The 19,177-nt window shown below is 44.7% G+C and carries 15 protein-coding genes and 1 riboswitch; of the genes, 9 read left to right on the top strand and 6 right to left on the bottom strand.

The window, feature by feature from the left end; translation table 11 throughout:
- The first annotated feature begins 221 nt into the window (after positions 1-221).
- Complete coding sequence (gene dinB, locus BTU61_RS05810; RefSeq protein WP_200772742.1) at positions 222-1,328, top strand: DNA polymerase IV; 1,107 nt, start codon at positions 222-224, stop codon at positions 1,326-1,328.
- Between the two features lie 8 nt (positions 1,329-1,336).
- On the opposite strand, the gene recD2 is transcribed toward dinB, so the two are convergent.
- From recD2 to rnhC, 3 genes are all read right to left on the bottom strand, one after another.
- Complete coding sequence (gene recD2 / locus BTU61_RS05805) at positions 1,337-3,769, bottom strand: SF1B family DNA helicase RecD2 (RefSeq protein ID WP_200772741.1); 2,433 nt, start codon at positions 3,767-3,769, stop codon at positions 1,337-1,339.
- 66 nt (positions 3,770-3,835) lie between these two features.
- Complete coding sequence (lepB, locus tag BTU61_RS05800) at positions 3,836-4,486, bottom strand: signal peptidase I (protein ID WP_200772740.1); 651 nt, start codon at positions 4,484-4,486, stop codon at positions 3,836-3,838.
- A 3-nt stretch (positions 4,487-4,489) separates the two neighbouring features.
- On the bottom strand, positions 4,490-5,389 hold the full coding sequence (rnhC, locus tag BTU61_RS05795) for a ribonuclease HIII (RefSeq protein WP_200772739.1): 900 nt from the start codon (positions 5,387-5,389) through the stop codon (positions 4,490-4,492).
- 135 nt (positions 5,390-5,524) lie between these two features.
- Here rnhC and BTU61_RS05790 point away from each other — a divergent pair, with 135 nt between their 5' ends.
- From BTU61_RS05790 to BTU61_RS05770, 5 genes are all read left to right on the top strand, one after another.
- Complete coding sequence (locus BTU61_RS05790) at positions 5,525-5,815, top strand: hypothetical protein (protein WP_200772738.1); 291 nt, start codon at positions 5,525-5,527, stop codon at positions 5,813-5,815.
- Positions 5,816-5,825: 10 nt separating this feature from the next.
- Positions 5,826-6,380, top strand: coding sequence for a CvpA family protein (locus BTU61_RS05785; RefSeq protein WP_200772737.1), 555 nt, complete (start codon positions 5,826-5,828; stop codon positions 6,378-6,380).
- Positions 6,381-6,454: 74 nt separating this feature from the next.
- The gene (locus BTU61_RS05780) at positions 6,455-8,794 is read left to right on the top strand and encodes an endonuclease MutS2 (protein WP_200772736.1); all 2,340 of its coding nucleotides are present in this window, start codon (positions 6,455-6,457) and stop codon (positions 8,792-8,794) included.
- Positions 8,795-9,305: 511 nt separating this feature from the next.
- Complete coding sequence (locus BTU61_RS05775) at positions 9,306-10,724, top strand: C69 family dipeptidase (RefSeq protein ID WP_200772735.1); 1,419 nt, start codon at positions 9,306-9,308, stop codon at positions 10,722-10,724.
- Positions 10,725-10,855: 131 nt separating this feature from the next.
- A riboswitch (glycine riboswitch) is annotated at positions 10,856-10,950 on the top strand.
- Positions 10,951-11,048: 98 nt separating this feature from the next.
- Complete coding sequence (locus tag BTU61_RS05770) at positions 11,049-12,380, top strand: alanine/glycine:cation symporter family protein (protein ID WP_200772734.1); 1,332 nt, start codon at positions 11,049-11,051, stop codon at positions 12,378-12,380.
- 42 nt (positions 12,381-12,422) lie between these two features.
- Here the strand turns inward: BTU61_RS05770 and sstT are convergent, their stop codons facing one another.
- Positions 12,423-13,640: a serine/threonine transporter SstT gene (gene sstT, locus BTU61_RS05765; RefSeq protein WP_200772733.1), complete on the bottom strand. Its 1,218-nt coding sequence runs from the start codon at positions 13,638-13,640 to the stop codon at positions 12,423-12,425.
- A 138-nt stretch (positions 13,641-13,778) separates the two neighbouring features.
- On the opposite strand from sstT, the gene BTU61_RS05760 reads away from it, so the two are divergent.
- Positions 13,779-14,627: a mechanosensitive ion channel family protein gene (locus BTU61_RS05760; RefSeq protein WP_187538753.1), complete on the top strand. Its 849-nt coding sequence runs from the start codon at positions 13,779-13,781 to the stop codon at positions 14,625-14,627.
- Positions 14,628-14,697: 70 nt separating this feature from the next.
- On the opposite strand, the gene BTU61_RS05755 is transcribed toward BTU61_RS05760, so the two are convergent.
- Complete coding sequence (locus BTU61_RS05755; RefSeq protein ID WP_200772732.1) at positions 14,698-15,015, bottom strand: hypothetical protein; 318 nt, start codon at positions 15,013-15,015, stop codon at positions 14,698-14,700.
- 266 nt (positions 15,016-15,281) lie between these two features.
- Positions 15,282-16,628 carry an NADP-specific glutamate dehydrogenase gene (gene gdhA / locus BTU61_RS05750; protein WP_200772731.1) on the bottom strand — a complete coding sequence of 449 codons (1,347 nt, stop codon included), beginning with the start codon at positions 16,626-16,628 and terminating at the stop codon, positions 15,282-15,284.
- Positions 16,629-16,935: 307 nt separating this feature from the next.
- On the opposite strand from gdhA, the gene BTU61_RS05745 reads away from it, so the two are divergent.
- Together BTU61_RS05745 and msrB are read left to right on the top strand one after the other, a co-directional pair.
- Positions 16,936-17,871, top strand: a complete 936-nt coding sequence (locus tag BTU61_RS05745; protein WP_200772730.1) for a dihydroorotate oxidase — start codon at positions 16,936-16,938, stop codon at positions 17,869-17,871.
- A gap of 122 nt (positions 17,872-17,993) precedes the next feature.
- On the top strand, positions 17,994-18,929 hold the full coding sequence (msrB, locus tag BTU61_RS05740) for a peptide-methionine (R)-S-oxide reductase MsrB (protein WP_200772729.1): 936 nt from the start codon (positions 17,994-17,996) through the stop codon (positions 18,927-18,929).
- The last annotated feature ends 248 nt before the right edge of the window (positions 18,930-19,177 follow it).

The raw sequence follows: 19,177 nt of genomic DNA, 5'->3' as shown, positions 1-19,177 counted from the left end.
GCATTTACACTAGTAGTATACCACACAGTAACCGGTTTCACAAAGAGAAGTTGCGAAATAAAAGAGATTCTTTTATAAAACAGTTTTTAAAATATACTAAATCTGTACTATATTTTTGAAAAACAGCTAAGGACTTTCAAAAAATGACCTATTTTTCTGTGGAGATCCGATTTTTGCAATTCCAGAAGTTTCTTCTTATAATAGAAAAAGGAGGATCAAAAATGCTGATATTTCCATTAATGAATGATACCAGCCGCAAGATTATTCATATTGATATGGATGCATTTTTTGCTGCGGTCGAAGAAAGAGACAACCCTAGTTTAAAGGGGAAACCTGTCGTGATCGGCCAGGATCCTCGTCAGTCAGGAGGGAGAGGCGTAGTCTCAACCTGTAACTATGAAGCTAGGAAATATGGAATTCACTCGGCCATGAGTTCCAAAGAAGCGCTGGACCTTTGTCCCCAAGCTGTCTTTGTCTCTGGGAATTATGAGAAATACCGGGAGGTGGGTGAGCAGGTCCGTGAGATTTTTAGGCGCTATACGGATCTGATCGAGCCCATGAGTATTGATGAAGCTTATCTGGATGTGACGGAAAATAAAATCCAGAGCAAATCAGCTGTCAAAATTGCTCGCTTGATTCAGCATGCTATCTGGGAAGAGTTGCATCTCACAGCTTCAGCGGGTGTTTCTTATAATAAGTTTTTGGCCAAGATGGCAAGTGACTACCAAAAACCCCGTGGCCTAACGGTGGTCTTACCGGAGGATGCTGAGGATTTCCTGAGCCAAATGGACATTGCCAAATTTCATGGGGTGGGGAAAAAGACAGTAGAGAGACTCCATGAGATGGGGGTCTATACTGGTGCGGATCTTTTAGCCATCCCAGAGATGACTTTGATTGATCGGTTTGGGCGCTTTGGCTATGATCTCTTTCGCAAGGCGCGAGGGATTCACAATAGCCCAGTTAAGAGTCATCGGATCCGCAAGTCAATTGGAAAAGAGCGGACCTACCGCAAGCTCCTCTATGGAGAAGAAGATGCTCTAGAAGAAATTGCTAATCTTTCCAGCAAGGTAGCCCAATCGCTGGAAAAACATGGTAAGCAAGGAAAGACCTTGGTCTTAAAAGTGCGTTATGGAGATTTTACTACCTTGACCAAGCGCATCACCTTGACGGAGCCAACGCGAGATGCTGAGCGCATCAATCGTTCAGCGCGTCACATTTTTCAAGAAATCGAATCGATAAATACAGGAATCCGCCTCTTGGGTGTCACCATGACCAATTTCGTCGATCATACTGAACTGCCTCTGGTAGAGGAAGAAAAAGACAACTAGTCTATTCACTAGTCGTCTTTTTTTATGTCAAAAAAGGTTGCAATCTCTTCTTCTGTTAGTCCAATCATAGGCGAGATGGCGTGGAGATTGTCTTCAGTCAGTCGATAGACAGTAGGTTTAGACGTCTCTGCTTTCGTTTCAACAGTTTCTTCCTTTCTTCGTGCAGATTCGACTGTAGCAGAAGCCTTTGCAATGGATGAAGAATAGTCTGTGGTTGCTTCGCCTCCGTCCATATTCTTAAAGCGTTCAACCAAATAGGTTTTGCGCGCAGTGCCAGTATTTTTAGTGGCGTAATCAAAGGCGCTGTATTCCCCTAAAAGAATGAGCTTGCTTTTTGAGCGCGTGATGGCGGTATAGATCAAATTGCGCTGCAACATGCGGTGGCTTTGATTGGTAATGGGTAAAATCACCACCGGAAACTCGCTTCCTTGTGATTTGTGAATACTCATAGCATAGGCTAGGCGAATCTTGTACCATTCATTGCGCGGGTAGACGACTTCATTGCCGTCAAATTGGATGGTCAATTCATCTTGCTTGGATTCTGTATATTTACCTGGAAGAAGGTCAGTGATGTAGCCGATGTCTCCATTAAAAACATTACTTTCCGCATCATTGACCAGGTGGATGACCTTATCCCCATCTCGATATTGGCAGTCCGGCGTGTCAAAGACAACCTGATCTTTGACAGCTGGATTGAGAAGGTCTTGCATGAGCGTATTGATATTGTCAATGCCAGCCTGACCCTTGTACATGGGTGCCAAGACTTGGATATCCCGAGCAGGGATCTGGCTGCGAAGAGCAGCTGAAGTGATCTGCTCAATCATTTTAGGAATATGTTCGCTTGCGGCTTCGAAATAAGAGCGGTCAGCTTTTCGTTCTGTGAAGTCTTGAGGAAGCTTCCCTTGACGGATTTCACCTGCCAGTGAGACAATGGTCGAGTCTTCACTCTGGCGGAAAATATGTTCGAGTTTGGTCTGAGGGATACGAGGAATCTGCAAGAGATCAGCTAAGACCTGACCAGGACTGACGGATGGTAATTGGTCGGCATCTCCCACAATCAAGAGTTTGGTATCGGTTGCGATATTGCTGAGCAATTGATTGGCCAGCCAGGTATCGACCATGGAAAACTCGTCCACAATGATGAAATCTGCATCCAGATAGTCCTCTAAGTGGCTAGTGTCATCGTCTCCTGTCATGCCCAAATGACGGTGGATAGTCGCGCTCGGAAGCCCTGTCAGCTCATTCATGCGCCTTGCTGCCCGACCAGTTGGCGCAGCCAGCAGGATCGGCAAGTCTTTTTTCTTCCGAAGATCCAGCTGGTGAAGCTGGGCATAGACACTGATCATTCCATTGATAACAGTGGTTTTTCCGGTTCCGGGTCCCCCAGTGAGGATAAAGACCTTGTTTTGAATGGCTTGGTGAATCGCTTCTTTTTGGATGGCATCGTAGTGGATCCCCAGATCATTTTCAACCTGCTCAATTGCTTGGTTGATTTTCTCAGGGTCAAACGAAGTTTTTTTACCTTTCTCCAGCAGTCGACCGATATGACTGCGAATGCCTTCTTCCGCAAAGAAGAGACTGTTGTCAAAGATCTTGGTGTCTACGTTTTGGACCTTATCTTCCTCGATGAGGCCTCCCAATTCTTGGGCAACAGTTGCTGGATCTAACTCTACAGGCCTTGCGGATTCCAAAAGGTCAATGGCATAGCGCAAGAGATCCTTGGATTCGATATAGGTGTTTCCCGTCTCGATAGAATAGCTAAAGAGACTGTGAATCAGACCTGCACGGAAACGTTCGGGGGCGTCACTTGCAATCCCCAACCCTTCAGCCAGTTGGTCTGCGATTTTAAAGCCCAACCCTTGGATATCTTCGACCAATTGGTAAGGATGATGCTCCACGATTTGGAGCGTTTCTTCTTTGTAGTAATCTTGGATCTGAAAGGCCAACTTATTGGGAATCCCATAATTAGCGAGCTGAGCGAGGATGCGCTCTGTTCCGTAATTTTGCCGGAGTTTCTCTATAAAAGCTAGGCGGTTTTTCTTGGAGAGACCTGTGATTTCTTCTAATTTTTCAGGGGCCTCTAGGATTTTGTCAATGGTGTCGTCTCCATAGAGATCGACGATCTTTTGGGCCGTTTTGAGACCGATTCCTTTGAAGTGATCGCTGGAAAAATATTTCACCAAGCCCTTGCTAGAGGGTTTGGCACGTTCATAGCGACTGATCTTGAGCTGCTCACCATATTTAGGATGTTGGACCAGCTCGCCCCAGAAGGTATAGTCTTCACCTTCCATAATATCGGCCATGGTTCCTGTCACAATGATCTCAAAATCAGCAAAATCTTCGTCATCTGTATCGCTGATGTCGAGCAAGAGGATTCGAAAAAAACTACTGGGGTTTTCAAAAATAATGCGCTCAATAGTACCAGAAAAATAATATTCCATCATTTCTTTCCTTTTTATAAAGCAAGGCTGGGACAGTTTGCCTCAGCCTTAGTTTTGTTATCTATACTAATAAGTTTTGAAAGGGTAGATGGGCCATAGTCTAAAGACGGCTTGCCCTTTGATTTGTTCTTTTTTAAAGGCTCCAACCTGACGGCTATCTTTTGAAACGATCCGGTCATCTCCAAGTAAGAGGTATTCATTGTCGAGCAATTTCAAGGTGAATGTTGTATTGCCATCCTTGTCTACCGTGAAGGCTTGGGCTGTATTGGCCAGTTGACGGAAAAGTTCTCCGTTTTCTTCGAAGCCTTTTCCAGTGTAGGTGGATTGTAATTTATCTTTTTTGAAGCGGGCAATGTAGTTTTTCAGATAAGGCTCATCGGTCTTTTTGCCATTGATGTAGAGCGTATCATTGTCATACTGGATGGTATCTCCAGGAAGACCGATGACCCGTTTGACAATGTCTTTGGACTTCCCATTGTCATCTTTTTCATTGGCAACGACAATATCGAATCGATCAATCGAGAGATGGTTAACCACAAGGAGGTATTCGCTATCAGCTAGAGTCGGATCCATCGAATGGCCGTCTACCTTAACAGGGGCCCACAGAAAAATACGGGAGGCAACGATGAGGCCAACAATGATGCTAAACAAGCCCCATTCTTTCAGGAATCTCACCACGGGTGAGCTCGATGTGTGTTTTGAACTTCTTTTTGACATAACTTATCTTTCTAGTAATTTCTTTGCTTTTTCAGTGTTTTTAAAATGGAGTTTGGCACAATAATCCAGTGCTTTCATCCCATAGGTCTGGATCAACCGAGCAGCTACTTGATCGGACTTAGCTCCTGCCCCGCTAGGGAGATTAAAGCCCAGTTCCTTGCCCAGATCTTCCAGGTTTTGAAGAAAGAGATTGCGGGCGATGATGGAGCTAACCGCAACAGCCAAATACTTGCCTTCTGCTTTTTCCTCCAGATCAATGGCTTGTGTGACTTGATTTTTCTCAGCCTTCACATATTTTTGGTAGTTTTTTGCAGTCGTAAAGGCATCGATCACAATGCGTTTAGGCTGGACTCCCTTGTTTAAGAGAAGATAGATAGCCTGATTGTGTAGGGCAACCTTGACCGAAACAGCATTGTAACCAGAAGCGATCACCTCATTGTACTTCTTTGGAGACAATAAGAGTGCTTGGTGCTGGATATTTTCCTCAAGCAGAGGAGCCAATTGCTGAATTTTTCGATCATCCAAGGTTTTTGAGTCCCCAACCCCCAGCTTTTGAAGCCAGTCCTGCTGGTCAGGTGTGACAAAGGATGCAACAACGGTGAGTCCACCAAAATAAGAGCCGTTTCCGACCTCGTCTGTCCCGATCATCGCTAGATCTGCTCGACCAGCTACAGGGCTGGCACTTGCTGCTTTACCAGCGTCTTGCCCGAAAAAGGCCAGGTAAGGAGTCAGGTCATTGCCTTGAAGCAAGACTTTTCCAGACTTGTAGATCGAAACGGTCGCACCCTCTAGTCGAAAGAAGTAGTCCATATGAGGGTTCTTGCTTTGAGCAAGAGAGGTACGATAGGTCTGGACAAAATAAAGGATTTGCTCCTTTGTTGGAGTGAGTGTCATACTTTCCATAACTTCTATTGTACCACAAATTCAAAGAGAGAGGGAGCAAAATAAAGAAGAAATCGTAAGGAAAATCCTTGTGAAGAGGGCCTTTGCTACTGACAAAGCCAGCCTTTTTTGGTATAATACCGTGAGGTGATTTTTATGGCGAGCTTAAATAGATATAAATTTACATTTGGAAACAAAGTGCTCACTTTAACAACCAACCATGATAATTTGTTTATGGAAGAAGTCGAACGTGTAGCAAGAGAAAAATACCAAGCAATTAAAGAACAAATGCCAGAGGCTGATGATGAAACCATCGCCATCTTATTGGCAGTAAACAGTTTGTCCATGCAGCTGAATCGCGAGATTGAGTTTGACGACAAAGAAAAAGAATTAGATGATTTTCGTCGCAAAGCTTTAGACGACTTAAAGGATAAATCATCTAAATAAGAGGAGATACATGTTAACTTTCTTAATCTTATTGATTTTGGCATGGAGCTTTTATATTGGGTATGCAAGGGGCATCATCCTTCAGTCTTATTATTTTCTAGTGACCTTGGTAGCCATGCTGATTGCAGCAGGTAGCTACAAGGGACTGGCCAAGGTTTTGTCGCTGTGGGTTCCTTTTTCAAGTCCCACCCAGCAATCGGTGAATTATTTTTATTCCAATTCATACTTGTTCCGATTAGATGACATCTTTTATGCGGGCTTAGCTTATGGCTTGATTTTTGCGCTGGTCTATCTCATTGGCCGCGTGATTGGGATCTTTATGCATCTGATCCCCCAACCGGAAAAGCTTGAGGATCGCAAGTATCAAATTGGTGCTGGTGTGATTGCAGTTGTGATCACTCTCTTGGTCATCCAGATGGGCTTGACAGTGCTCTCAACCATTCCGATGCCGACCATTCAAAACAGACTAAATGCAAGTGGATTGGTCCGCTTGATTATCCTTCATACCCCGATCAGTTCAAGCATTTTCCACAATTTGTGGGTGACGGCGATTATCGGGGCTTAAGGACGATGACAGAAAGAAAGGAGTGAGACAAGTCCGACTCTAGGAAGGACGCTCACTTTTTTTGTAGGAGAAACATGAATACAAAAATCTTAGATATTCTGGAGTTTGACAAGGTCAAGCAACTCTTTGAACCCTATCTACAGACAGAGCAAGGGGAGATGGAGCTAGCAGTCCTTACTCCAACTGATAAAAAAGAAACCATCGAAACGGCCTTTATTGAGCTAGAAGATATGGAGCAAATCCTCTTGGAAGAGCCTCGCTTTGCCGTCTCGACCATCCAAGATGTCCGTCCAGTGGCCAGGCGTTTGGAGATGGAGGCGGCTCTCAATATCGATGAATTGCTTTCGCTAAAAGCTGTCCTTCGGGTAACACATGAACTCAAGGATTTCTACGATAACTTGGAAAATGTCCGTCTGGAAAGGCTTAATCGGCTCTTTGAGAACTTGGTGGATCTGCCACGCTTACAAGGCGGACTTCAAGCCATCAACGAAGGAGGCTTTGTCGAGTCTTTTGCCAGTGAAAAATTGGCTAAAATCCGTCGCCGCATCCAGGAAAATGAACACCAGGTCAGAGAGATTCTACAATACCTGCTGAAAAGCAAGGCCGATATGTTGGCGGATGCTGTGATTGCTAGCCGGAATGGACGCAATGTTTTACCAGTAAAAAACACCTATCGCAACCGGATTGCAGGGGTGGTCCACGATATCTCTGCCAGTGGGAATACCGTTTATGTAGAGCCACGTGCAGTGGTCAATCTGAACGAAGAAATTGCCAACCATCGCGCAGATGAGCGCTATGAAATCATTCAGATTTTGGAAGAATTATCCGATACCCTGCGTCCTCATGCAGCAGAGATTGCCAATAATGCCTGGATTATCGGCCACTTGGACTTGATCAAGGCCAAGTATCGGTTTATGCGCGATTTCAAGGCAGTGGTTCCAGAAGTGACCAGTAATCGCTCTATTCAGCTCTTGCAACTACGTCATCCCTTGATTGAAAATGCCGTCGCAAATGACCTGCATTTTACCGAGGACTTGACTGAAATCGTGATTACTGGTCCCAATACAGGTGGTAAAACCATCATGCTAAAAACGCTGGGATTGGCGCAAATTATGGCCCAGTCCGGTCTTCCCATCCTAGCGGATCCAGGCAGTCGCGTGGGAATTTTCTCACAGGTCTTTGCGGATATTGGCGACGAACAATCCATCGAACAGAGCTTGTCGACCTTCTCCAGTCATATGACCAATATTGTGTCTATTTTAAATCAAGTGGATACAACCTCCTTGATCCTTCTGGATGAGTTGGGTGCTGGAACGGATCCCCAAGAGGGGGCTGGTCTTGCCATCGCCATCTTAGAAGACCTGCGCTTACGTGGAATTAAGACCATGGCGACGACCCACTATCCAGAGCTCAAGGCCTACGGAATTGAGACTGCCGGAGTGCAAAATGCCAGCATGGAGTTTGATACAGCGAGTCTGTGTCCAACCTATCGCTTCATGCAAGGAGTCCCTGGTCGTTCCAATGCCTTTGAGATCGCCCGCCGATTGGGCTTGTCTGAGACCATTATCCAGGATGCTATGAAGATGACCAATACGGACAATGATGTCAATCAGATTATTGAAAAATTGGAGGCACAGACCTTGGAGAGTCGCAAGCGCTTGGATACCATTCAAGAAGTAGAGCAAGAAAATCTCAAATTCAATCGCGCTCTTCGCAAGCTCTATAACGAATTGACTCGGGAGAGAGAAACAGAGCTTAACAAGGCGAGAGAAGAGGCCAAGGAAATTGTGGACATGGCCCTTTCAGAGAGTGACCGCATCCTTCAAGGTCTTCACGCTAAATCCCAGTTGAAACCCCATGAGATCATTGAGGCCAAGGCCCAGTTGAAAAAACTAGCTCCTGAGACTGTAGACCTGTCTAAAAACAAGGTCTTGAAAAAAGCCAAGAAGGCGCGTGCTCCTAAGGTAGGAGATGAGATCCTGGTTATCAGCTATGGCCAACGCGGAAGCCTGGTCAAGCAACTCAAAGATGGCCGCTGGGAGGCCCAAGTCGGCTTGATCAAGATGACCCTGGAGGAAAAAGAATTCAACCTTATCAAGGTTGAAAAAGAAGCGGCTCAACCTAAGAAACGCCAGGTGAATGTCGTCAAGCGCTCCAACACGAGCGGGCCGAGAGCGCGTCTGGACCTCCGTGGGAAACGCTATGAAGAGGCCATGCAAGAGCTAGATGGTTTTATCGATCAGGCTCTTCTGAACAACATGTCCCAAGTCGATATTATTCACGGAATTGGGACGGGGGTTATCCGTGAAGGGGTGACCAAATACCTCCGCCGCAACAAACATGTCAAGAGTTTTGAATATGCCCCACAAAATGCGGGTGGAAGCGGTGCAACCATTGTTACGTTTAAAGGATAATCGAATCCTAGCTGTTTATCCGCTAGATTCAGATTAAAGAAAAAGTTATCTTAGAAACTTTCCTTAGGTGAGTACGGACGTCAGCGAACTTCGAAGAAGTTCCATGACTTAGTTTTGAGCCTAAGGTCTCAAAACTTCCGAGTGTCTGAAACAATTGTGTTTCAGACACTTTTCTCACGGCGGAAAGTTTCAGTGTATGTTTGAATGAGCCTATTAATATGTATCAGTTTTAATTATTCTATATCAGTTAAGTTGTTTTAAGTAAAAATTTTATCTATATTCTAAACCCTAGCTGTTTATCAGCTAGGGTTTTTAATCCTTCGAAAAATGAAACTGATTAAAAAAGAGGCTGGGACAAAAGTCCTAGCCTCTCAATTGTCTTTGAATTGTCGAGNNNNAATCGAATTCTAACGAATGACCGATTTCTGTCCCACTCTCAATCTGATTTTCAGTAGGTCCTGTTTTTTAAAAGTGCTATAATAGAGGCGATGAATAATTTTGGAGGATAGGTATGCGGAAACGTGAAAGTGCAGATTCATGTACAACAATTTTAGTCGGAAAACATGCGAGCTATGATGGTTCAACCATTGTAGCGCGGACAGAGGATTCTCAAAATGGTGTCTTTACGCCCAAGAAATATATTGTGGTGAAACCAGAAGATCAACCCCGCCATTACAAATCGGTTTTATCCACTTTTGAAATTGACTTACCAGACAATCCGGTTCGCTATACAGCTGTTCCAGATGCTATTCCCAAAGACGGGATCTGGGGAGAAGCTGGGATCAATGTCTATAATGTAGCCATGAGTGAGACCGAGACCATTACGACCAATAGCCGTGTGTTAGGGGCAGATCCTCTTGTAGCGAGTGGGATCGGTGAAGAAGACATGCTGACCTTGGTCTTGCCTTATGTCAAGACCGCCCGCGAAGGGGTTTTGCGTCTTGGAAAGCTCTTGGAAGAGTATGGAACTTATGAATCTAACGGGATTGCGATTTCAGATGTGAATGAAATCTGGTGGTTGGAAACCATCGGAGGTCACCACTGGATGGCGCGCCGTGTCCCAGATGATGCCTATGTGACCAACCCAAACCAACTGGGAAGTGATTATTTTGAATTTGGAAATCCAGACCAATTTCTTTGTGACTCAGATCTTGAACATTTTGTCTCAGAGCACCATTTGATTCTGGATCAAGAAGGAAAAGGTTTTAATCCACGCTATGCCTTTGGTAGCCAAAAAGACAAGGACCGTCACTACAATACACCGCGGGCTTGGGCCATCCAGCATTTCCTTAATCCTGAAATTGAGCAGGATCCACGGAGCTTTGAGATTCCTTGGTGTCAAAAGCCCTATCGCAAGGTGACGATTGAAGATGTCAAATATGTCTTGAGTAATCACTACCAAGATACCCTCTACGATCCTTATGGACCGGAAGGAGACCAGGTGAGTCAGCGGACTTTCCGAACGATCGGGATCAACCGGACCAGCCAGACAGCGATTCTGCAATTGCGCCCCAATAAACCACAAGAAACGACAGGCATCCAATGGATTTCATACGGCTCCATGCCATACAACACAGCTGTTCCTTTCTTTACCCAAGTGGATACGACGCCAGACTACTTTGCCAATACTACGGCTAAAGTGACAACGGATTCCTTCTACTGGGCTAACCGGTTGATTGCAGGACTAGCTGACCCTCACTATGCTCATCATGTTGGGGATCTAGATGACTACCAAGAATCGACAATGGCTTGGGGACATGTACGCATCAATAAAGTCGATCGTGCCCTTGCAGCAGGTGAAAGCGTTGATTTTGAAGCGGAAAACCAAGCTATGAGTGATCAAATCCAGGAAGCGACAGATCAACTCTTGGACAAGGTTTTACTAGATGCCAGCAACCTTATGACCAATCACTTCTCCTTGAGTGATTAAAAAACGAATCTTTTTCATGAAAAAAGCCATTTATTTTCGGAAAATAGTTGACATTTTCATGAAAAAAGCATAAAATAAGGACAATTCAATACGACCGAATGAAGTTTGCAGGAATATCTATAACTGTGAATGGACGGAACTCTGGAGAGACCAGTCATGGCACCGAAGGGGCAAGGTAGATGGAACATCTACTCAAACTCTCAGGTAAAAGGACAGAGCGAAAATGGGGAGAGCCCCTATTTTAGCAAACCAGAGTACATGTTTGACATGTGCTCTTTCTTTTTCACTTTTCAGTCGATCGGTCGATGAAAAAGGAGATAGAAAATGGATCATGCATTGCAGTTTTTTCAAAATCTAGACAATCTGGTATGGGGAGCTCCGCTGTTGGTGCTTCTGGTGGGAACGGGGATTTACCTGACCCTCCGTTTGAGCCTGCTTCAGATTCGCTATTTGCCCAAGGCTTTCCGGTTAATCTTTACGGAAGATAAAGGGCATGGGGATATTTCAAGCTTTGGAGCTCTTGCGACCGCTCTAGCAGCAACTGTCGGGACAGGAAATATTGTCGGGGTCGCAACTGCTATCCAGACGGGTGGACCAGGTGCCCTCTTTTGGATGTGGATGGCTGCTTTCTTTGGGATGGCCACTAAGTATGCAGAAGGTCTCTTAGCCATTAAATACCGGACCAAGGATGACAAGGGCTATATTTCAGGTGGTCCTATGTATTACATCTTGAATGGGATGGGTGAAAAATGGCGCCCGCTTGCAAGTTTCTTTGCCGTAGCAGGTGTTCTCGTAGCCCTCTTTGGGATTGGGACCATGACCCAGGTCAATTCCATTACAGCTTCTTTAAAAGCCAGTTTTGGTACCGCCCCTGAGGTTGCTAGTGTTGTGATTGCTTTGATTGTTTCTGCCATCATTTTTGGTGGGATTCACTGGATTTCAAAAGTCTCAGAAAAAGTGGTTCCCTTTATGGCGGCGGCCTATATTCTTGTCACCGTGATCATTATTTCCCTTCATGGGGATCAATTGCTTCCTACTTTAAAAGCTGTCTTTTCAGGAGCCTTTACAGGGACAGCGGCCATGGGAGGATTTGCTGGTGCTACGGTCAAGATGGCCATCCAAAAAGGGGTGGCGCGTGGGGTCTTCTCTAATGAATCAGGTCTTGGATCTGCTCCGATTGCTGCTGCAGCAGCGAAGACCAATGAACCGGTTGAGCAGGGCCTAATCTCAATGACAGGGACCTTTATTGATACGATTATTATTTGTAGTTTGACAGGACTTTCGATCTTGGTATCCGGTGAATGGATGGCAAGTGGCAATTCCAATACGCTGACGCATGATACCTTTACAGGTGTTTTTGGACCGATAGGAGGGATCATCTTGACCCTTTGTCTAGTGCTTTTTGCCACGACCACTATCCTTGGCTGGTCTTATTACGGAGAACGGTGTTTCGAATTCCTCTTTGGCGTCAGACATATTAATCTCTATCGGATCTTCTTTGTATTGATGGTAGGGCTTGGAGGCTTTCTCAAGTTGGATCTTGTCTGGATCATAGCCGATATCGTAAATGGATTGATGGCTTTGCCAAATTTGATCGCCTTACTGGCTCTCTCACCGATTATCATTCAAGAAAGTAGACGCTACTTTAGAAAATAAAATAACCCAGATCGCGAGGTCTGGGTTTTCTTGTCTGTTGGTTTAATATCTTTTTTCTTTTGGCCAGCTGCTCATTTCGGCGATGGCAGTGAAGAGGACGTCGGTCGATGAATTGAGGGCTGTTTCACAGGAGTCTTGGAGGACACCGATGACAAATCCGACGCTGACGACTTGCATGGCCAAATCATTGGTAATTCCAAAAAGGCTACATGCAACGGGGATGAGAAGGAGAGATCCACCAGCCACTCCAGATGCTCCACAGGCTGAGATCGCAGCTACGACACTAAGGACAAGTGCAGTCGCAAAGTCAACATGAATGTGTAAGGTATCTGCAGCAGCAAGTGTTAAGATATTAATGGTGACAGCGGCCCCAGCCATATTCACAGTTGACCCAAGCGGAATAGAGACAGAGTAGGTGTCTGGATTGAGCCCCAATTCTTCACAAAGGCGCATATTCACAGGGATGTTAGCGGCAGAGCTTCGGGTGAAGAAGGCCGTTACTCCGCTGACACGGAGGCATTTAAAGACAAGTGGGTAAGGATTCTTGCGAATCATCACAAAGACGATCAATGGGTTGACAACAAGGGCTACAAAAGCCATGGTCCCAATCAAAATGACGAGAAGGAGACCGTAGTTACTGAGGGCACTGAGACCTTTTCCTGAGATGGTCGTGTAGACCAAGCCTAAAATTCCAAAAGGTGCCAGATTAATAATCCATTCTACGATCTTAGAAGTGATATCCGCTAGTGTTTGAAGGAGTTCCTTACTATGGTCGCTCGCCTCTCTCATGGCAATCCCAAAGACAGTCGCCCAAGAAAGGATCCCAATGTAATTGGCCTGTTGCAGGGCGTTAACAGGGTTGTCGACCACTTTAAGTAAGAGGTTACTGATCACTTCGCCAATTCCATTTGGTCCAGTCCCTTTCGTGGCTTTTGTATTCAGATCAATTGTCACTGGGAAGAGGTAATTCACCATAACGGCGACAAAGGCTGCGGCAAAGGTTCCCAAGAGGTAGAGGACGATGACCTTCTTCATATTGGTCTGGGTTCCTTTTTGGTGTTGGGAGAGGGAGTTTGCAACAAGAGCAAAGACCAAGAGGGGAGCAATCGCACGAAGACCTCCAACAAAGAACTCTCCTAAAATACCAATTCCAGATGCTTGAGGGAAAACCAGTGCCAGAATAACCCCGACGACGATCCCAATCGCAATCCGCTTCATGAGGTTGGTTTTATTCCAAGTAGCTAGTAAATGATGAATCATAAAGGACCTCCTATGCAAATATTAAGAAATATTATACATTAGATAGGGTGTAAAAGCAATGTGTTTTAGAAAAAATGGCCTAAAATCCGAATATTTGGTATAATCAAAGTATTCAGAAATAGAAAGAGAACGGTATTCATGAGTCAAGTATTTCAACGGTATTTTCAAAACATCGACTGGACAAGAATCGCTGATGAGGTGATTTCTAAGTGTATTTCACTCCTTTTTGTCCTTCTTTTATTTTATATCGCCAAAAAGGTGATTCACAGCCTGGTCAAGAGGATTTTAGCTCCTTCCTTTAGATATGCTGGGCAGGATGAAGCACGCCAAAAAACCATTCTACGGTTGGTGGAGAGCCTGTTAAACTACTGTCTGTATTTCATTTTGATCTACTGGATTTTGTCGATTTTAGGTCTTCCAGTCTCGAGTTTGCTTGCCGGTGCGGGAATCGCTGGGGTCGCTATTGGGATGGGAGCCCAGGGTTTCCTCTCAGATTTAGTCAATGGATTTTTCATTCTTTTGGAAAGGCAGCTAGATGTAGGAGATAACGTTCGCCTGACCAACGGGTCTATCAAAATTGCCGGCATCGTCAGCAGTGTCGGGATTCGGACGACCCAGGTGCGGGATTTTGATGGGACGCTCCACTTTGTTCCGAATCGGAATATTACCGTCGTCAGCAATCTTTCGCGCGGGGATATGCGCGTGCTGGTCGATATTCCACTGGATGCCAATACAGATCTCGACAAGATTTACCAAGTCATCACTCAGGTCAATCAAGCAGAGCAAGAAAACCATCCAGAAGTATTGACAGGTCCGACCATTATTGGACCGCAGATCGAAAAAAATGGTCGTTATTCTTTCCGCATTGCCATGACCGCTCAAAATGGTACCCAAACCACTGTCTACCACACTTATTATAAACTCTATCACGATGCTCTTATGGAAGCAGGCATCAATTTGCCAACTGGTAAAAATGGCCTAAACTAAAAGGGAGTGTGACAGAACAAATGTTGTAGAAGATTCGTTTTGTCGCATTCCCTTTTTTTTGCTAGTTTTTCTATTTAAAATGACCATACTGATGGGTCAATGTTTTGACTTGATCCCAGCTTTTGCGCGCTTCTGGTGGTAGGACCAGGATGTGCTGTCCAAGCATGGAGGTGATCTCAAGGTCAAGTGATTTGACCGGGAGTCTGACAGCGATAGTGCTTCTGGCATTGCGTAAATGCTCTAAACAATACTCAATATGGCTACAAGCCATGCTTGTTTGAGATTGGCGACTCGCTGCGATTTCTTGCCGCATTTGAGACAGCAATTTGATCAGTTCCGATTTGGTATGTTCAATGGAATAATATTCGTTTTGAGAGATTAGAAACATAAGCGCACCTCCTTGTGCTATAGTTTAATACTAATCTATTCAAAATGCAAGGGGGTAAAGTAAAAAAATAAAATTTTTTTAAAAAAATTCAGGGATCAAATCTTATCACGAATGATGGTCAAGATTTCCTTCTTTAACAATGGCTTTCCTCTCTTGGGACCGATTGCCCTAACAGAAATCAGTAGCTACAAAAAAACTCCTGAAAGGCAAGATTTCAGGAGTTAGGAAGCTTTTGACCCAAAGGCCGGAAAGAAATTATTTAATAATTATACAAGACCTTGGGCAATCATCGCATCTGCGACATTTTCAAAGGCAGCGATATTGGCACCTGCAAGGTAATCTTTACCAAGACCGTAAGTTTCTGCAGTTGTTTTTGCTGTGTTGAAGATGTTGGTCATGATGTCTTTCAAACGGCCGTCCACTTCTTCACGTGTCCATGAAAGGCGTTGACTATTTTGGCTCATTTCAAGAGCAGATACGGCAACACCACCGGCATTGGCAGCTTTGGCAGGTCCGTAAAGAACACCATTTTCTTTGTAAACATGGATGGCTTCCAAGTTACTTGGCATGTTTGCCCCTTCAGAGACAACTTTCACGCCTTGAGCGACCAAACGTTTTGCAGCATCGCCATCAATTTCGTTTTGAGTCGCACATGGAAGGGCGATGTCGTAGTTACCAGCGTAAGTCCATACAGAACCTTCATGGTAAGTAGCTGTTGCTTTTTCAGCTGCGTACTCAGTCAAACGAGCACGACGGTTGTTCTTCACATCTGTCAAAAGATCAAAGTCGATTCCGTTTTCATCAATCACGTAACCATTTGAGTCAGATACTGAGATAACAGTTGCACCAAGCTCAGTTGCTTTTTGAACTGCGTATTGAGCAACGTTACCAGAACCAGAGACAACGACTTTCTTACCAGCAAAGCTGTCGCCATTTGCTTTTAGCATTTCTTCTGTATAGTAGACCAAACCATAACCAGTTGCTTCTGGACGGATCAAGCTACCACCGAAACCAAGAGGTTTACCAGTCAAGACACCAGCGTCGAATTGACGAAGGCGTTTGTATTGACCATAGAGGTAACCAATTTCACGTCCACCCACACCGATATCACCAGCTGGGACATCAAGAGAAGGTCCGATGTGTTTTTGCAATTCAGTCATGAAGCTTTGGCAGAAACGCATCACTTCAGCGTCTGTTTTTCCTTTAGGATCGAAGTCAGATCCACCTTTACCACCACCGATAGGAAGGCCAGTCAAGACGTTTTTGAAGATTTGTTCGAAACCGAGGAATTTCAAGATCCCTTGGTTAACAGTTGGGTGGAAACGAAGACCACCTTTATATGGACCTACAGCAGAGTTGAATTGAACACGGTATCCACGGTTAACTTGGATCTTTCCTTCACGGTCAACCCAAGGAACACGGAAAGAAATCACGCGTTCGGGCTCAGTGATACGAGCCAAGATATTTTCTTCGATGTATTCAGGATGTTTTTCAAATACAGGTTCCAAGGTACCAAGAAATTCTTCAACAGCTTGAAGGAATTCAGCTTCATGGCCGTTACGAGCTTTTACAGTTTCAAAAGTGCTTTGGATATATTCTTTAGCAGTTGTCATGTTAATTCTCCTTTGTGAATGAAACGAAAACCAGCAACCTCTTGAAGGGAGTGGCTTTGAGACAGTTGACAAACAATGTCATGTTTTATTACGTGGATCATTATAACAGACTTTTTTCGGCTTGTAAAGAAAAAAGTTGAATTTTCTGAAAATTTTGTTAGTTTCTTTAGAAGTGCTGGAAAGTCCGAATGTTTAACAGAAATGTTGGCTTTGATTTTCCAGACTTTCTTGAGGAATGGTATAATGAAAGAAAGAAAATTGAACCTCCCAAACATCTCTGTTTTGGGGGAGCATAAAGGAGTAGAAGATGGTATCGACAAAGACACAAATTGCTGGTTTTGAATTTGACAACTGCCTGATGAATGCGGCAGGAGTGGCCTGTATGACCAAGGAAGAGTTGGAGGAAGTGAAGAATTCGGCTGCTGGGACCTTTGTGACCAAGACAGCGACCTTGGAATTCCGTGCTGGAAACCCCGAACCACGCTACCACGATGTGCCACTTGGCTCGATCAATTCCATGGGTCTTCCCAACCAAGGCTTAGATTATTATTTGGATTACCTATTAGAGTTGCAAGCGACAGATCCTGACCGGACCTTCTTCTTATCTCTCGTCGGCATGTCTCCTGAAGAGACCCATACCATCTTGAAAAAGGTGCAAGACAGCGACTTTAAAGGTTTGACAGAACTGAACCTTTCTTGCCCTAATGTCCCTGGAAAACCTCAGATTGCTTATGACTTTGATACGACCGATCGCATCTTGTCAGAAGTCTTTGACTATTTCACCAAACCGCTTGGTATCAAATTACCCCCTTATTTTGATATCGTTCATTTCGATCAAGCTGCAGCGATTTTTAACAAATACCCGCTCAAGTTTGTCAATTGTGTCAATTCCGTAGGGAATGGTCTCTACATTGAGGATGAAACTGTTGTGATTCGACCAAAAAATGGTTTTGGAGGAATTGGTGGAGAGTATGTCAAACCAACTGCCCTTGCTAATGTCCATGCCTTTTATCAACGTCTGAATCCAGAAATTCAAATTATAGGGACTGGTGGTGTCTTGACCGGTCGTGATGCCTTTGAACATATTCTATGTGGGGCTAGTATGGTGCAAATCGGAACCACGCTTCATAAAGAAGGAGTGGGAGCTTTTGAACGCATCACTGCTGAGCTCAAAGCTATCATGGAAGAAAAAGGCTACCAAAGCTTGGAAGACTTCCGTGGCAAATTGCACTACATTGACTAAATCTTAGCTGTTTTCATGGAGGGGGCAGGCAGAATCCTTGAAAATCTGAGGCTCTTGGATTATGATGGAGCTAATAGATAAGAAGTGTTCCTTTTAGGGAATGCGGAAAGCGAGGAAAAAAGATGGCAGAGATTTATCTAGCAGGCGGCTGTTTTTGGGGTTTGGAGGAGTATTTTTCACGGATCCCCGGTGTAGAAAAGACGACGGTGGGCTATGCCAATGGCCAGGTAGAAACGACCAATTACCAACTGATCAAGGAAACGGATCATGCAGAGACCGTTCAGATCGTCTACGATCCAGACAAGATCACTCTCCGTGCAATTCTGCTCTACTATTTCCGTGTGATCGATCCCTTGTCCGTTAACAAACAGGGAAATGATCGAGGTCGCCAATATCGAACGGGTGTCTATTATACAGACGAGGAAGATCGTGAAGTGATCGCCCAAGTGTTTGCGGAAGAAGAGAAGCAACTGGGCCGCAAAATCGCGGTTGAACTAGAACCTTTGCGCCACTACATCCTAGCTGAGGACTACCACCAAGACTACCTCAAGAAGAATCCAGGGGGTTATTGCCATATCGATGTGACAGATGCTGAGCAGCCCTTGATTGATCCAGTAGCTTATCAGAAGCCAGATCAAGAAATCCTAAAGGCGAAACTGACACCTGAGCAGTACCAAGTTACCCAAGAAAGTGCGACGGAACGTCCTTTCCACAATGCCTATGATCAGACCTTTGAAGAGGGGATCTATGTGGATATTACGACGGGGGAGCCTCTCTTTTTTGCCAAGGATAAGTTTGCGTCTGGCTGTGGATGGCCAAGTTTTTCCCGTCCCATTGCCAAAGACGTTGTCCACTATTACCAGGATCATAGCCACGGAATGGAGCGGATCGAAGTTCGTTCCCGCTCCGGCAATGCCCATCTCGGCCATGTCTTCACCGATGGTCCAAAAGACCAGGGTGGTCTTCGCTATTGTATCAATTCAGCCTCTCTGCGCTTTATTCCAAAAGAAGAGATGGAACAAGAAGGTTATGGTTATTTGTTAAATGCATTGAAATAATAGAAAAAGCATCTTAGAAACTTTCCTTAGGTGAGTACGGACGTCAACGAACTTCAAAGAAGTTCCATGACTAATTATTGAGCCTAAGATCTCAATAATTCCGAGTGCCTGAAACATCACTGTTTCAGGCGCTTTTCTCACAGCGGAAAGTTTCAGTAGATACTTGCATCAGTATAGAGAATTATGATGTTTTTTGGTGTGACGAAGCTATTGTTTTACCATCCAATGATTTAAGAGGCTGGGACAAA

Origin of the sequence: Streptococcus lactarius (assembly GCF_016642265.1) — a bacterium.
Taxonomy (GTDB): Bacteria; Bacillota; Bacilli; order Lactobacillales; family Streptococcaceae; genus Streptococcus; species Streptococcus lactarius.
The sequence above is the reverse complement of the archived record's forward strand: the minus strand, read 5'-3'. Positions and strand labels throughout refer to the sequence as shown.

Bases quoted from the DNA above. Each gene is read 5' to 3' on its own strand.
- dinB (WP_200772742.1), top strand. From the start codon at position 222: ATGCTGATATTTCCATTAATGAATGATACCAGCCGCAAGATTATTCAT.
- recD2 (WP_200772741.1), bottom strand. From the start codon at position 3,769: ATGGAATATTATTTTTCTGGTACTATTGAGCGCATTATTTTTGAAAAC.
- lepB (WP_200772740.1), bottom strand. From the start codon at position 4,486: ATGTCAAAAAGAAGTTCAAAACACACATCGAGCTCACCCGTGGTGAGA.
- rnhC (WP_200772739.1), bottom strand. From the start codon at position 5,389: ATGGAAAGTATGACACTCACTCCAACAAAGGAGCAAATCCTTTATTTT.
- BTU61_RS05790 (WP_200772738.1), top strand. From the start codon at position 5,525: ATGGCGAGCTTAAATAGATATAAATTTACATTTGGAAACAAAGTGCTC.
- BTU61_RS05785 (WP_200772737.1), top strand. From the start codon at position 5,826: ATGTTAACTTTCTTAATCTTATTGATTTTGGCATGGAGCTTTTATATT.
- BTU61_RS05780 (WP_200772736.1), top strand. From the start codon at position 6,455: ATGAATACAAAAATCTTAGATATTCTGGAGTTTGACAAGGTCAAGCAA.
- BTU61_RS05775 (WP_200772735.1), top strand. From the start codon at position 9,306: ATGCGGAAACGTGAAAGTGCAGATTCATGTACAACAATTTTAGTCGGA.
- BTU61_RS05770 (WP_200772734.1), top strand. From the start codon at position 11,049: ATGGATCATGCATTGCAGTTTTTTCAAAATCTAGACAATCTGGTATGG.
- sstT (WP_200772733.1), bottom strand. From the start codon at position 13,640: ATGATTCATCATTTACTAGCTACTTGGAATAAAACCAACCTCATGAAG.
- BTU61_RS05760 (WP_187538753.1), top strand. From the start codon at position 13,779: ATGAGTCAAGTATTTCAACGGTATTTTCAAAACATCGACTGGACAAGA.
- BTU61_RS05755 (WP_200772732.1), bottom strand. From the start codon at position 15,015: ATGTTTCTAATCTCTCAAAACGAATATTATTCCATTGAACATACCAAA.
- gdhA (WP_200772731.1), bottom strand. From the start codon at position 16,628: ATGACAACTGCTAAAGAATATATCCAAAGCACTTTTGAAACTGTAAAA.
- BTU61_RS05745 (WP_200772730.1), top strand. From the start codon at position 16,936: ATGGTATCGACAAAGACACAAATTGCTGGTTTTGAATTTGACAACTGC.
- msrB (WP_200772729.1), top strand. From the start codon at position 17,994: ATGGCAGAGATTTATCTAGCAGGCGGCTGTTTTTGGGGTTTGGAGGAG.